At 39.0% G+C, this 15,198-nt stretch carries 15 protein-coding genes; 3 read left to right on the forward strand and 12 right to left on the reverse strand.

What is annotated here, in order from left to right:
• The first annotated feature begins 80 nt into the window (after window positions 1-80).
• Together ACFFIX_RS11550 and larC2 are read left to right on the forward strand one after the other, a co-directional pair.
• Window positions 81-266, forward strand: coding sequence for a YhzD family protein (locus ACFFIX_RS11550; protein ID WP_378934017.1), 186 nt, complete (start codon window positions 81-83; stop codon window positions 264-266).
• A 77-nt stretch (window positions 267-343) separates the two neighbouring features.
• Window positions 344-1,372 (forward strand): nickel pincer cofactor biosynthesis protein LarC2, encoded by a 1,029-nt coding sequence (gene larC2, locus ACFFIX_RS11555; protein ID WP_378934019.1) that lies wholly within the window; start codon window positions 344-346, stop codon window positions 1,370-1,372.
• 45 nt (window positions 1,373-1,417) lie between these two features.
• Here larC2 and ACFFIX_RS11560 read toward each other — a convergent pair whose 3' ends face one another.
• The 11 genes from ACFFIX_RS11560 to ACFFIX_RS11610 form a co-directional block, all read right to left on the reverse strand.
• Window positions 1,418-2,236: an enoyl-CoA hydratase/isomerase family protein gene (locus ACFFIX_RS11560; RefSeq protein ID WP_378934021.1), complete on the reverse strand. Its 819-nt coding sequence runs from the start codon at window positions 2,234-2,236 to the stop codon at window positions 1,418-1,420.
• Window positions 2,217-3,434 carry a CaiB/BaiF CoA transferase family protein gene (locus ACFFIX_RS11565; protein WP_378934023.1) on the reverse strand — a complete coding sequence of 406 codons (1,218 nt, stop codon included), beginning with the start codon at window positions 3,432-3,434 and terminating at the stop codon, window positions 2,217-2,219. The genes ACFFIX_RS11560 and ACFFIX_RS11565 overlap by 20 nt, the downstream gene beginning before the upstream one ends.
• Window positions 3,435-3,490: 56 nt before the next feature.
• Window positions 3,491-4,492, reverse strand: coding sequence for a tripartite tricarboxylate transporter substrate binding protein (locus ACFFIX_RS11570; RefSeq protein ID WP_378934025.1), 1,002 nt, complete (start codon window positions 4,490-4,492; stop codon window positions 3,491-3,493).
• Window positions 4,493-4,520: 28 nt separating this feature from the next.
• Window positions 4,521-6,026 (reverse strand): tripartite tricarboxylate transporter permease, encoded by a 1,506-nt coding sequence (locus ACFFIX_RS11575; protein ID WP_378934027.1) that lies wholly within the window; start codon window positions 6,024-6,026, stop codon window positions 4,521-4,523.
• 12 nt (window positions 6,027-6,038) lie between these two features.
• Window positions 6,039-6,488, reverse strand: coding sequence for a tripartite tricarboxylate transporter TctB family protein (locus ACFFIX_RS11580; protein WP_378934029.1), 450 nt, complete (start codon window positions 6,486-6,488; stop codon window positions 6,039-6,041).
• 118 nt (window positions 6,489-6,606) lie between these two features.
• On the reverse strand, window positions 6,607-7,392 hold the full coding sequence (locus tag ACFFIX_RS11585) for an SDR family oxidoreductase (protein ID WP_378934031.1): 786 nt from the start codon (window positions 7,390-7,392) through the stop codon (window positions 6,607-6,609).
• 40 nt (window positions 7,393-7,432) lie between these two features.
• Window positions 7,433-8,413, reverse strand: coding sequence for a 2-hydroxyacid dehydrogenase (locus ACFFIX_RS11590; RefSeq protein WP_378934033.1), 981 nt, complete (start codon window positions 8,411-8,413; stop codon window positions 7,433-7,435).
• Window positions 8,414-8,447: 34 nt separating this feature from the next.
• Window positions 8,448-9,449, reverse strand: a complete 1,002-nt coding sequence (locus ACFFIX_RS11595; protein WP_378934035.1) for a tripartite tricarboxylate transporter substrate binding protein — start codon at window positions 9,447-9,449, stop codon at window positions 8,448-8,450.
• A gap of 43 nt (window positions 9,450-9,492) precedes the next feature.
• Complete coding sequence (locus ACFFIX_RS11600) at window positions 9,493-10,662, reverse strand: UxaA family hydrolase (protein WP_378934037.1); 1,170 nt, start codon at window positions 10,660-10,662, stop codon at window positions 9,493-9,495.
• Complete coding sequence (locus tag ACFFIX_RS11605) at window positions 10,659-10,964, reverse strand: UxaA family hydrolase (RefSeq protein ID WP_378934039.1); 306 nt, start codon at window positions 10,962-10,964, stop codon at window positions 10,659-10,661. The genes ACFFIX_RS11600 and ACFFIX_RS11605 overlap by 4 nt, the downstream gene beginning before the upstream one ends.
• A 12-nt stretch (window positions 10,965-10,976) precedes the next feature.
• Window positions 10,977-12,239: a nickel pincer cofactor-dependent isomerase, group 22 gene (locus tag ACFFIX_RS11610; RefSeq protein ID WP_378934041.1), complete on the reverse strand. Its 1,263-nt coding sequence runs from the start codon at window positions 12,237-12,239 to the stop codon at window positions 10,977-10,979.
• Window positions 12,240-12,527: 288 nt separating this feature from the next.
• Between ACFFIX_RS11610 and ACFFIX_RS11615 the strand changes: the two genes are divergently transcribed.
• A complete protein-coding gene (locus ACFFIX_RS11615) occupies window positions 12,528-14,234 on the forward strand; it encodes an IlvD/Edd family dehydratase (protein WP_378934043.1) in 1,707 nt (568 codons plus the stop codon).
• Window positions 14,235-14,273: 39 nt separating this feature from the next.
• Here ACFFIX_RS11615 and ACFFIX_RS11620 read toward each other — a convergent pair whose 3' ends face one another.
• Window positions 14,274-15,188, reverse strand: coding sequence for a fumarylacetoacetate hydrolase family protein (locus ACFFIX_RS11620; RefSeq protein ID WP_378934045.1), 915 nt, complete (start codon window positions 15,186-15,188; stop codon window positions 14,274-14,276).
• Between the last annotated feature and the right edge of the window lie 10 nt (window positions 15,189-15,198).

The raw sequence follows: 15,198 nt of genomic DNA on the forward strand, positions 1-15,198 counted from the left end.
TAAGAAGATATTAAAGAAGCGCTATCCCTCCATTAAAGTGCCGGGGACCAGGCATCTAATATAGAAAGGGGTCAACTATTATGGGAAATTACTATTTAACAGTTTTTGATAAAAGTGGGGAAAAGTTATTGGATGAAAGCTTTGAGGCGGCAACTGAAGCAGAAGCAAAAGCAATCGGAGAGCAAAGGTTGGAGGAGAAGGACTTTTCTAAGAAAACTCACCGTTGTACTTCTTCGACTGGAAAGCTAATTTTATTTGCGAGGTAATGTGTCTAAGAGTCTTAACCTCATTTAGAGAGATTATAAGAATAAATCCGAATTTATTAATTGGAATGGAGTGAAACATGAGACTAGTCATGATTTGTAATAATGGCATAACTATGAAAAGCTTTTGTGAAGCTTTGTGTCAGTTTTCTTTCGTCCAAGAAAAAATCACAGACCTTAATTCCCAGCTTGGTAAAAACAATGCTGGCTATTTTTTATATGAAAAAACAGAAAAGATCGGAACTTATTCCACATCTTCTCTATCATTCTCCGAGGGATCATTTTTTGGTCCCTTCTTTAAAAAGTTCCATTCCAATAGTTCCAGCAATTTTGAAGATGAGGATGCTTTCTTTTTGTTCGGTTTATGGATGGTCCAGGAACTTGGTATGGAGATTCAGCTTGCCGATCCTATAGAAGTAACGAAGAGCATGCTACTCACTCCAGAAACTAGTTCACTATTTAAAAATATCCCTTGGCAACTATTTAAGGGAGAATTATCAGAGTACCATTTTTCTCTACAGGCATTACAATTTATTAAGAAAGTAGGTGTACATTCTGCTTCCTCACTAACCTTTGATTGTCATTCATATGGAAGCTTTAACACACAAAAAACGGCTCTATTCCTTGAAAAAAACTCCGAAACTTACGACCACTCAGTTGAACATGTAGATTTTGAGATGTTAATGATTGAAGTAAATCTCGATGATTGTACCGGAGAAACATTGGGGTTTACGATGGAGAAGTTATTAAAAGCGGGGGCAAATGATGTTTTTTACACACCGATTTTCATGAAGAAAAATCGCCCTGCGTATAAGCTGTCCATTTTAACGAGTAAAGAAATACAGGAGAAAATTGAGAGTATCATTTTCCATGAAACATCAAGTTTTGGTTTTAGATTTTATCCAATTGCCTGTCACCGAATGGGAAGGAACTTTTATAATGCTAAAACAGAATGGGGAACGGTTTCTGTAAAAATAGGAATTTACAAGGATGAAATAGTTCAAATCTCCCCTGAATACGAAGATTGCAAACAATTAGCAGACAAGCATAACATTCCTTTACATAAGGTTTATGACCAAGCTAAATCCATTGTTTTAGAAAAGGAATGAACCGAATAAGAAAAGCCCCGTCACTATTGAACGGGGTTTTATGTATTAGTTGTATTGAGGTTTTCTTTTTTCATTCATAGCCTTAACGGCTTCTTGGTGGTCCGGATGGTGTACTGCAATTGCCATAAATGATGAAACCAGATCTAATGATTGTTTTAATGACATTGTCCTACTTTCGTAAACAATTCGTTTAGTCATTTTTATTACTTCTTGTGGACCATTTGTTAGTCTTTTTGCAAAAGCCAAGACTTCATTCATTAATTGATCATCTGGAATGACATGTGTTACCAACCCGATGGCCTTTGCTTCATCCGCGTTTAGAATTTTCCCAGTCCAGAGCAGTTCCAACGCCTTGTCCACTCCCACAAGACGGGGGAGATAATAACCTCCACCATCTCCTGGTACGATACCAGCGTTCACATAACCTTCCCCGAGTTTAGCACGATCTGATGCATAGCGAATATCACACATGAGCGCCATATCCAAACCTGCTCCGATAGCAGGACCATTAATTGCAGCAATCATTGGCTTATCAATATTTTCCATCAGTAAAGGGATGCGTTGAATATGTTTCCATAGACCGTTTTTCACATTAAGTGGCAAGTCAACAAAATCGTCATCTTCCCCGGCCGTTTTGGCCATAAACCCTTCGCCATTTCTTAATGCTTTCGTATCTCCTCCTGCACAAAAAGCTCTTCCATTGCCTGTAACCACTCCAACATATATTGAATCGTTATTCTTGATTTGCTCCAGTGCTTCGATCCACTGTGTAATCATTTCCTGACTGAATGAATTTAGTGAATCAGGACGGTTTAGCGTTATTATTCCAATATGCTCATGAACTTCAAACAACAGGTCGCTCACTTGCGCTCACCACCCCATGGTTTAATAGATCATCGATTTCCTGATCACTATAGCCTAACTCCTCTAATACTTGATACGTATGTTCTCCCAGCAGATTGGCAGCGGATTGAACCTCTACCTTTGTCCTGGAATAGGAAATGGGCGACTTAATGACAGGGATATTCCCTATTTTACTATGCTTTGCTTCCACAATAACCTCATGATCCTTAATTAAATCGCTGTTTATGAGTTCGTGAATTCCCCAGATAGGACCATGAAGTATATTATTTTGTTCTAGCGTTTCGCACCATTCTTCAGTCGTTCTATCTTTAAATACAGTGTTTAATAGATTTGTTAATTCTTCACGGTGGACGACTCGTTTCTGATTCGTACTAAATTTTTCTATGCTAATTAAATCTTCCCTTTTAATAGCCCGACAAAAGGGTTCCCAAGCATGATCGGCTTGCGCTCCAGCCATTATCCAGCCGTTTTTTGTTGAAAATGCTTGATATGGAACTACCTGGGAATGCTGATTCCCCATCGGTGTTGGATTTTCTCCTGTGGCAAGATACTGACCAAATCTTGTTGAAAGATTGAATACCATCATATCAATTAGGTTTAGATCTATTTTTTGCCCGATTCCGCTCTTTTCACGTTCGTATAATGCTGCAGAGATGGCACCAAACGCCATCATCGCAGTCGAATTATCCGCAATCGGAACACCCGGTAGTAAAGGAGGAGAATTTTCGTCATTTGCTGTCATGCTCATGGCTGCTCCCATACCTTGAATAATAGGATCCATTCCTGGCCTGTCAATATATTCTGGTGTGTTTCCAAACGCTGATATACTGCAATAAATAATTTTCTCGTTATTCTTCCTTGCCTGTTCATAGCCAAGACCTAACTTGTCCATTTTGCCAGGACGGAAATTTTCAATCAACACATCGGATTTTTTAATTAAATCTAATGCAATTTGTATTCCCTTTTCTTTTTTTAAATCAAGAACCAAACCTTTTTTGCCATGGTTATACACTAAATAGAGATAGCTCTCTCCATCTTTATAATAGGAACCTGTTTTCCTGACTTGGTCCCCTGAAGGTGACTCTACTTTTATTACTTCTGCACCTAAATCGGAAAGAATATTACCGCAGTATGGTGCAGATAACCAATGTGTAAACTCAAGAACCTTAACACCAGATAACGGACCATTGTTTCCCATTAAGTCAAACACACCTTTTCAATGAATTTCTTTTAAAATTGTAACCTTCACTTAATTTACCAACCTAATAAATGTCCCTGGTCTTTAACACGTTGCTCATCTTCTTTTAGAACCTTCATATATTCATTTCCAGCTTTAAAGTCAACTTGGAGACCCATGTTTGCCATCTTGTCTACTTGTTCTTTATTTTTTATACCTTTTTCAAGAGCAGCAAGAATAATTTCGATTTTCTCTTCATCTACACCTTTTGGTGCAGCAATTCCTCTGGAAGACCATGAGCTTACTCCGTCAAAACCACTTTCTTCTAACGTTGGTACGTCAGTTAAAAACGGTGATCGTTCCTTAGTTAGTACAGAAATGGCCTTTAGTTGTTTACTTTCATGAAGCTTCACCGCTTCTCCAACTTTTGCTACAAAAATGTCAACATGACCACCCATTACCTTTGTTGATCCATCGGCAGCACCCTTCGTATGAACTGGGGTAATTTGTGTGCCGAATTCTTCATTAAGGCCTAATATAGCAAAGTGATCATTACTTCCAACTCCCGAAGTGGTAGCTGTCAGCTTATGTGTCTTGGCATATTCAATTAGTTCCTTAATATTACTAAACCGGTCCTCGTCAGATCGTATAGCAATAACTCCAGGATCTGTAACATGGTTAGCGATCATGGAGAAACTATCCAGGTTTTCTTCACGCTTAAATTTCGGATCAAGGTACCCTGTTATAATGTTAGGTGAGTTTATATAGCCGATCGTATATCCATCTGGTTTTGCTCTGGCCAATTCTCCCCAGCCAATCCATCCACTACCGCCTGGCTTATTCACAACGTTAACTGCAACTCCAAGTTCCTTTTCCACATAAGGCATTAAAACTCTTGCACCCGAGTCAGTTCCTCCACCTGCATCATATGAAACAATCAAAGTGATCGGTTTATTAGGGAAATTGTCCTCGCCGCTCCCAGCCTCCTTTTTTGAGGAAGCTGTTTGACCACCAGAGTTACAGGCAGCTAAAGAAAGAGCAAAAGTCAGAATCAATAGTACCATCATTATCTTTTTCAAATCTTAACCCTCCTCATAGCTTCTTTCTTTACATATCAATATCACTTGCTAGGAAATCCTTTTTCTTACGGAAGCCTGCAACTAAACTAATTAGTAGAATTACAATCGATAATACTAAAAGAGTTCCGGAAAGCGGACGTCGGAACAATGCCAAGAAATCTCCTTGAAAAATAGTTAATGATTGCATCAACGCATTTTCCATTAATGCCCCTAGAACAAACGTCAGAACAATTGGAGCAATTGGAATATCCACCTTTTTGAAGATATAGCCCATTACTCCGAACACCAACATTGCGCCAACATCCCAAAGACTGTTATTAATTGTGTATGTTCCAGCAATCAAGACCATTAAAATGATCGGAAATAACAACTTGAATGGTATCAAGGTAACCTTGGCCCATAATCCAGCCATTGGTAGGTTCATGAAGAGCAAAATAAAGTTACCGATAAACATACTTGCGATAACGCCCCAAACAAAGTCAGGGTTTTCCTTAAATAAAGTAGGACCCGGTGTGAGACCATGCATAATAAAAGCCCCAAGAAGAATAGCAATCGTTGGTGAACTTGGAATACCAAGTGTGAACAAAGGAATTAATGCCCCTCCACAGAATGAGTTGTTTGCCGTTTCTGGACCTGCAACTCCTTCAATCGCTCCCTTTCCAAAACGAGACGGATCCTTCGCAATTTTTTTCTCCATTGAATAAGAGAGGATTGGCGGGATTACGGAATTGGTACCAGGTATTAAACCAATTAAGAAACCAAGTCCTGTTCCCCTTCCAATCGATTTTAATGCAGGACTCCACTCAGCGCGTGTAGGGAAGAGACCTTTAACCTTAGGTGGTTTTTCAGCCTTCATATTTTGCTCTGCGCTTATTAGTATTTCTGATAATCCAAATAAACCCATAGCAATAACAACAAAGTCAAATCCATCCATCAAGTATGGCTGACCAAATGCAAATCGAGGAATCCCCGTAACTGGATCTAACCCTACAAGTGCTAAAATCAGACCAATTACGGCAGCCATCATTCCTTTTATGATGGATTTACCGATTAATCCAATAACCATCGTCATTCCCAATAACATAAGTGCAAAGAACTCCGGTGGACCAAACTTAAGTGCCATGTTGGCTAATGGCGGACCGACAAGTACTAGACCTAAAATAGCAAACGTTCCGCCAATAAATGATCCAATGGCTGAAATTCCTAGTGCTGTGCCAGCCCTTCCTTGCTTTGCCATCGGGTGCCCATCCAAACAAGTGATAACAGAAGAGGCTTCACCCGGTGTATTAATCAGTACTGAAGTAATAGTTCCGCCGTACATGGCCCCGTAATAAATACCTGAGAGCATAACAATGGCAGACATTGGTTCCATCGCAAATGTAAGAGGAATGAGGACTGCCGTTCCAGCACTCGGTCCTAATCCAGGTAATACACCTACAAGCATTCCAACCGTTACCCCGATGAAACAGTACATTAAATTCTGCCAAGTAAGGGCCGTTTCAAATCCTGATAATAAAAATTCTAAAGACTCCATTTGCTTACCTCCTTACCATCCGAATATATTGACAGGTAATGGAACACCCAAGAAAGATTTGAATACGAGAAATATTACTAGAGTTGTAACAACAGATGTACCTATCGCTGTATACCATTTCATCTCACCAAAAAACAGAATGAATAGTATCAATATTCCAGCGATCGTAAATCCTGCGTAAGGTGAAATTAGGATAAACAAGAGAATTGATCCCAATATCCTGATAATCTTAGTTCTCTGCTTGCCTTTTGGAAAAACATCAGAAAAATAGATTTTATCCGTTCTGAAAGCACTTACAATAAAGAGCAGCGAAAGAATGATGAGTAGGCCACTTAACCAAATGGGAAATAAACCAGGTCCGGGTCCTATATTACTGTAATAGTCAAAGTAAAGCGCCTGCCAAAAAATAAACCCTGCGAATGCGAGAATAGCAAAGCCTACCCACATGTTTAGATTTTTCACGAGAATCACCTGCCTTTTACAATTTTGGTTTATCGATGGTCATATCTTGCAAGAATAATAGAATAGTTCCTTCACTTTACTTATGAAGGAACCTTCCATTATGTCATTCATACATACCTTAAAGTGATTTAACCATTCCACCGTCCACCAGCAATGAACTTCCGGTAACATACGTATTTGCATCTGATGCTAAAAAGGTTACTATTTTAGCAAACTCTTCAGGTTTACCATAACGGCCAAGAGGGATTGTCTTTTTGGAAGACTCCTCAACCTGGTCACGGGAAACCCCCTGCTTGTCTGCTTTGAGTTGATCTAGAAAAGCTACCCGATCTGTTGCAATTCTTCCAGGTGCCACTGTATTTACTAAGATATTATATGGCCCGAGCTCTTCAGCAAGGCTTTTCGCTAGTCCTAAAACTCCTAAACGGAAAGTATTTGATAAAATCAAACCTGGTATGGGTTGCTTAATAGAAGAAGAAGCAATATTAATAATTCTACCCCCTTCTTTCTTCAGGTCTGGAAGGACTTCCCGAATTAAACGAACATAGCTTAGTAGATTTAATTCAAAGGCTTGATACCAATCCTTATCCTCAAAGTTTTCAAACGTTCCGCCTGGAGGACCTCCGGAGTTATTTATTAATATATGAATGTCGCCCAAGGTCTCTCTTGTATGCTGTACTAATGCTTTGATTTCTTCTTCCTTAGTAATATCCGATGGAAAATAGGCGACTTTCCCTCCTCCTAACTGTTGAAGCTCTTCCTGAACTTCTTGTAGCTTTTCTTTATTTCGACTCGTTAACATGACATTAGCGCCTTCCATGACTAGTTGAGCGGCTATAGCTTTCCCCAATCCCTGGCTAGAAGCTACAACAAGCGCTGTTTTGCCTTCCAAGTTTAAGTTCATTTTTTTCTCTCCTCCTGGTGGATTCTTTTAATAAAACGATTTACACATTAACTTTGACATCCAAAACTAGATGACTTGGAACTTCCCCTTCATTTACCGATTTTATATTTTGAAATGCAGTACGTAATACACGATTGAGTGTGTCTCGGGTTCCTGCACCAATATGTGGGGAAGCAATTACATTTTCAAGTGATAACAGAGGGTTATCACTCTCTGTTGGTTCACTTTCCCAAACATCAATTCCAGCTCCAGCAATTTGATCTGACTTTAATGCTTGATATAATGCATCTTCCTTAACAATTCCGCCTCTTGAAACATTAATTAAAACAGCATTTTGTTTCATGATTGAGAGTTCCTTTTCTCCTAGTAACCCTTTTGTCTCGGGTAACAATGGAAGATGAAGGCTCACTATATTTGACTTACGTAGTAATTCTTCTAAAGGCACATAATTTGCCTGAAGTTGTTCTTCAACTTCTGGTTTAGTACGAAATAAATCGTAATAAATAATATTTGTTCCAAATGCTTTTGAACGTTTTGCGGCTTCTCTTCCAATATTTCCAAACCCAATAAATCCATGAGTTTTTCCTTCCATTTCAAATGAAAAAGGTCGGAGCTCCCACATTAACCAGTTTCCTTTTTTCGTTTCAATGTTCACCTTTGGTAGTTTTCGATATAAAGCAAGAATTAACAATATTGTAAGCTCGGCTACCCCGGTAGCATTTGCACCAGGCGTATTTGCTACAGGCAAAGAAAACCTTCTCGCAGCATCTAAATCGATATTATCAACACCAATACCTGTTTTTTGTATAAGTTTTAGATTTTTTGCTTGAGAGAAAATCTCTTCCCCTAATTTTTCAGTTGCTACGATTAAATAATCTGCTTCAGGCAAGTATTCTTTTTGTTCTTTTTCATTTAAATCTTGCCAGAATAAGAGTTCGAACCCCTGAGGCAAGTGTTCATTTATGATTTTCTTGAATTCTGGAAAGACATGATCAAAATAAATGATTTTCGAATGATTCACTGTCGAGCCTCCTAATTATCAAATAAACTGTGACTTACCATCCCATTAACTTGCCTAGTTTTCGAACCTCATCTTCATCGTTTTTAAGCAGATTCATATAATCCTGTCCAGCGAGGTAATTAACTTCGAGACCTAATTTACCCATTTTCTCTACATGTTCTTTGTTTTTTATACCTTCATCAAATGCTTCCTGAAGGATTTTAAGCTGTTCTGGATCCATTCCCTTTGGCGCTGCAAGTCCACGTGCCGACCAGGAGTAAACATCAAATCCACTTTCAGCAAGCGTCGGTACATCAGGAAGGAATTGAGATTTTTCTTCCCCCATAACACCAATGATTTTTACTTTCCCTTCTTTATGCAGATTAGTTACTTCTCCAACATTTGCGAACATTACATCAACGTGTCCACCTAAAACGGATGTAACACTATCTGCGGCACCCTTGTTGTGTACTGGATCAAATTGTGTACCTAATTGATCATTCATTTTCAGTGATGCATAATGATCATCACTGCCTACTCCTGTAGAAGTAGCGGTTAATCTGTTCTCTTTAGCGTACTCAACCAATTCTTCTATATTTGTAAAACGATCTTCATCCGTACGAATTGCAATTACACCTGGATCCGTTACGTGATTTGCTATCGGTGTAAAGCTTTCTAAGTTTTCTTTACGTTTGAACTTTGGATCAAGGTATCCTGTCATAAAATTAGGAGTGTTAATATATCCGATTGTGTAACCATCTGGTTTAGCGTTCGCCAATTCTGACCACCCAATCCAACCGCCTCCACCTGGCTTGTTAACAATATTCACTGGTACACCTAGTGCTTCTTCTACATAAGGCAGCATGATTCGTGCTCCTGAATCCGTTCCTCCACCTGCTTCATAGGCTACTATGACAGTAATTGCTTTTTCCGGATATCCCTCAGCCTTATCCGACGACTCTTCTTTATCACTTTCTGATGATGTTTGACTACTCGCACAACCTACTAGCATTAATCCCATTACCATTACTAAAAGGACTGACATTAATTTTTTCATTTCCCTTTACCCCCAGTTTTTATTTTATGATTAAGCATCTTCTTTATGGAAGACGCGTAATGCAAAACTGTTCATCATGGCCTAAAATTTCTGCTTTCACTTGTTTACCTGAAGCAACCTCTAGAATATCTTGATAGATTTCTTCTCCCATTTGCTCTAATGTCCGATTTCCTAATAAAACTTCACCGGCATTGATATCTATGTTTTCTTTCATTCGCCCATATGTCTTGGGGTTTCCTGTAATTTTTATAACGGGTACACCTGGAAAACCTGTTGGTGTTCCTCTTCCAGTCGGGAATAAAATAATCTGGGCTCCTGCTGCCACCTGTCCTGTTGAAACTTCCCCATCATGCCCAGGTGAATCTAGTAAAAATAATCCCTGTGATTTTGGCTGATGACCATATTGAATCACTCCACTAAATTGAGCATTTCCCGATTTTTTCATACTTCCTAACGATTTTTCAACCACACTAGACAATCCACCATCATAATTACCAGTAGAAATAAGGTGTGTTCTTGCCTTGTTACTCGATTGCTGTGTTTGCTTTAGCAATTTATCTTCCGTGTGACGAACAGTGTTCATAATGTCTTGGGCAACTTCATCATTTACTGCTCTTCTTGCAAGAATTTCTTCTGTTCCTAACAGTTCGGTGATTTCACTTAAGATTGAAGAGCCTCCATGCTTAACAAGCTTGTCCGAAGCATGTCCAAGAGCTGGGTTAGCGATTAGTCCAGAAGTCATATCAGAACCTCCGCAATTTAAACCAATGATTAGCTTACTAACCGGAAATTCCTCTCTTACTTGTTTTGAAGCCATTTGCTGCATTTCTCTGGCTATTCTGCTCCCTTTTTGAATGGCAGCTAAAGAATCACCTTCTTCTTGAATGACCACTGTGTCCAACATTTTATTGGATGGTGCGATTCCATCTGCCAGTTCATATGGTGAAAATCGTTCACATCCTAATCCGACGACCACAACTCCTGCGAAATTCGGATTATTTCCAATCGCGATCAGTGTTTTTGCAGTGACTTCAAGATCTTCACCCACTTGACTGCAGCCTACAGGATGCCGGAAATATACACTTCCTGGAACTTGGTAGGCTATCCGTTCTGCTACTTTCGCTGAACAGAATACGGAAGGAATAATAGCGATATGATTTCGAACACCGACTTTTCCATCTTTCCGTAAAAAACCCATAAATGTTTGACTCATTTTCCACCCCCCCTTTCACAAAACATGTTGTGGACATGTATCCATCCACCCTTTTTTACTGCGGTTTTCATCTTTCCTATTTCTTCACCATATTTTAAAACGCTTTCATTTTCTTCAATGAATTGAATAGCCAATTTATGACCGAATGGAATATCTTCTAAAAGTTGGATCTTTTCTTCTCTTCCATTTGAACTTATTTGGCATTGGTCTCCTTTTTTAAAATCCTGCAAAGCTACTGCGACGTTATCAGTAGCATCTATGATCAATGCAGATTTTTGCGCCTTTGCTGCAACTTCTTTCACTCTATCTCCTCCTTATTCCGCATTCGTTACTTTTACAGCCAAGTTTTCCATTTCATCAAATGACAGTTGATAAGTTCGGACGATTTCAAATGATTTATTTAATTCTTCAAGTTCCTTTATAATCCTTTTTGAAACTAATACTCTCCCTAAATGAAGCGTATTTGGAATTTGAATGACTTTAAGCTTCTCGTAGTCTATCTCTGGTCCTAAGCTTCGTATGGCAGTGTTAATTACTTCTTTTTCGGATTTATATATAAAAGGAAACATCGCTCTTTGTAAATAAGTACTTGTTAATGCGTTTGTATAAGTAGAGATTCTATCAATCTTGTTGTATAGCTTTTCTGTCATAAAATCGGCAAGTCCTACACCTTGAGCATTTCCAAAGGATTGTTCTGCCAGGTCCATAACAGCTATTCTCTTTATTCTCGGGCTTTCAGGTTCTGGTACTCCTTCTATTCTCCACCTTCCAATGATATTAGGATCCATTCCAGTACCGCTGAAACACTTGCCCATCTCTTCAACAATGAGTAAATCAACGTCTTCAACTGGTAAACTAGGCATCATTTCTTTTGACCAAGTTAGTAATTCAGACTCTCTCTTATGCCATTCGTTTTTAGAAACTCCTATAATATCCGCTGTTTCATCGTAACCGCTTTCAATAATGGCAAGTCCGAAAAGAATGGGAGAGTGATTGAGAGCAACTTTGGATACATTTTCAATCGTTTCCGCCATTTTTAATGCTCCGCCCTGGTGTATATAAGTTGCTCCCTTTATTTTCCCAAGACCTATGGCAATCATTTTACTGAGTCCACTTTCTACATTCCCACGAAATGCTGTATGCGCTTTTATTCGATTAACGACTATAATTCCATCAGCATTGAACGCATGCTGATCCATGTAGACCGGTACCCCTTTAGTTGTTGTCCCAATGGCTACAACTTCCATGGATGAATGTATCGGTGCTCCAATCGTTTCTTCAGTAATTCCTAAATGCTCTAATACTTCGACCTGACCAATGGCGGTCGCTCCACCATGGCTCCCCATTGCTGGAACTACAAAGGGATTCAGTCTTTTTTCCTTCAAAGTTTCAACAATTACCTTCAAAATAAATGCAATGTTTGAAATACCTCTGCTTCCTGCTGTAATTGCAACAGATGCTTTTTCAGGCAAAGAAGCCAGGGAAAGATTTGTGTCTATTTCTTCTTTAATTTTTGCTTCAATATCGTTTAAGGATTTAGATTGAAAATGCTGTTTAATCTCGAACATTTCAAACATTTTAGCTCTCCAATCAGCAATTATTTAATATATTAGTATGGTCTGACCAATTTAAACACCGATAACTTGTTTACAGAATTTCATAGAGGGATATATATAAACCAAGTGTATAATAAGTCTGAAAATTTTGTCAACATGCATTTCGTATTTATTTATAACTTTTTCATTTTGATCCATATTTTGTTTGTTGAAAAATATCTTTCATGCTATGATACTTTTGTAAGTAATAGAATATTCAAAATTTAATTGGTCTTACCATAATATTTAATTAACGAAAGGGCGGTTTATATGAAGGAACCTGCGAACAAAAAGCTTACCTCCTATGGCGATGCTGGCTTTAGCCAATTTATACGCCAAGCATTTAACAGACACCTCGGGTTTGATGAGGAGGATTTCCAAAAGCCCGTAATCGGCATATGCAATACGAAAAGCGAGATTAATCGGTGTCATACCCATATCGGACCACTTGTAGAAGCTATTAAAAAAGGAGTCTTAATGGCAGGAGGAATTCCGTTAGAGTTTCCGACCATATCACTTGGTGAAATCAATACAAGTCCTACTACTATGTTATTTCGTAACCTAGCTGCGATGGATACAGAGGAAATGATTCGTGCTCAGCCTATGGACGGAGTTGTGTTGATTGGTGGATGTGATAAGGTAACCCCTTCACAATTAATGGGAGCTGCAAGTGCTGATATTCCTTCAATTATTATTACAGGAGGACCAATGAATAACGGTGAGTATGAAGGACGAACGCTTGGGGCTTGTTCCGACTGTCGTTTTTTCTGGCAAGAATATCGCGGTGATAACATAACTGAACAGGAAAAGGATGCTATAAATGAAGCTTTGGCTCCAACCGCCGGTCACTGCATGGTAATGGGCAGTGCCAGCACGATGGCAGTTTGTGCCGAAGCCATGGGCATGATGCTACCTGGTGGTGCAGCAATCCCAGCTACTCATAATGCCCGTTTGAAGCATGCTATTGAAACAGGCAAAAAGATTGTAGAACTTGTAAACAAAGGAATAACACCTTCGCAGATTATTACAGAGAAATCCCTTGATAACGCAATCAGAGCGCTTATGGCCGTTGGTGGTTCTACAAATGCTGTCATCCATTTGATTGCAATTGCAGGTCGTCTCGGTATAAAGTTGCCTCTTGACCGATTTGATGAATTAAGCAAAACAACACCTTTTATAGCTAATCTACGTCCAGCGGGCAAATACCAAATGGAGGATTTCTTTAATGCTGGAGGTACACCTGCTGTACTGAAAGAGCTCGAATCCCTTCTTCATTTAGATGAATTAACAGTAACAGGAACTACATTGAAAGAAAATATAAGAGACGTTACCATTTCAGATGTTTACCGGGATATCGTTTATCCGTTTGAACAGCCCTTACATAAAGAAGGTGGAATAGCTGTATTAAAAGGGAACCTTGCCCCTAATGGTGCGGTCATCAAGCCTAAAGCTGCATCAAAAGATTTACTGAATCATAGAGGGAGAGCTGTTGTTTTTTCTTCTACCAAAGAACTTGAAAAAATGATTGATGATCCAACTTTGGATATTCAAGCTGATGATATATTGATATTGCAAAATGCAGGCCCCGTTGGAGCACCTGGTATGCCAGAAGCAGGTATGCTGCCGATTCCTCAATATCTACTAAAAAAGGGTGTTAGAGATATGATTCGGATTTCGGACGCACGAATGAGTGGTACCGCATTTGGAACAGTTATTCTCCATGTGGCACCTGAAGCAGCAGTAGGCGGACCTATTGGACTTATACAAACAGGAGATATCATTGTGGTAGATGTTGATAACCGAAAGCTAGAACTTCTTGTGTCTGATGAGGAATTAGCAAACCGGAAAGCAAGCTGGACTCCTCCGACCATTGCTGCTAGAGGTTATGTTCAGATGTACCAAAAACACGTCATGCAGGCCGATAAAGGCTGTGACTTCGATTTCCTCCTAGCTCCCCAAAAGGAAAAAGTTAGATAAATAAAAGCCGCCATATTTTAAATGGCGGCTTTTTTGATGTTAATTTTTAGAGGCTACTTGTTCTTCTTGATCTTTGCTTTTCTTTACTTTTAAGTCCTGTACCTTATTTACTAGTGTTTCAAAACCATCAATCTGGCATTCTACAACATCGCCATCTCGGATAACAACAGCACCCGGGGTTCCTGTGGAAATTATATCTCCAGGTAACAAGGTCATTACTTTAGAATGAAATGAAACTAATTCCCAAGGGCGAAACGTCATGTTTGCAACTACATTTTCTCTGTGAAGTTTTCCATTACTGACAGTTGCTACATTCAGATTCAGAATATCTTTGACTTCATCCAACGTTACAAGTTCAGGACCAAAACTAAAGAATGTATCAAAACTTTTAGATCGTGTTAAATACCGCGGATTTCTCTGTAAAATATCTTCAGCAGTCATGTCGATGATAGTCGTTAACCCTGCAACCACATTTGGTGCATCCTCTTCAGATACATCTTTACATTCTTTCCCTATAATAATTCCTAACTCAGCTTCAGCTGTTGTTCTGTCAGATTGTAATGGGACTTGGATCGTATCATTTAGTCCGATTATAGACGTATCTGGTTTCATAAAGCTTGCAGGCTCCGTGTTGGGTGCTTTTTCGCTTAGATCTGAAGCATGTTCCACATAGTTCAATCCAATTCCCCATATTTTTCTTGGTTGTCTGTACAATGGTGCATATTCAATTTGTTCTTTAGCGATAACTTCTGCTGCTTGTTCTAAATCTTGACTTCCCTTTGTCTCATACCATTCTTTTAATCTATTAAGCTGGTCTGACTTTATGATTTCAAAAAGTGTTGTTTCAAAATTCAGCTCAAACTGTTGATTAATAGATTCTACAAGAACTGCCCCACTCTTTGTTATAACCGCTGCCTTTTCGTTTCCGTTTGTTACAATAGTAGCTAATCGCATGTTCATTCTC

This window comes from Metabacillus herbersteinensis, from assembly GCF_042433335.1.
GTDB lineage: Bacteria > Bacillota > Bacilli > Bacillales > Bacillaceae > Metabacillus > Metabacillus herbersteinensis.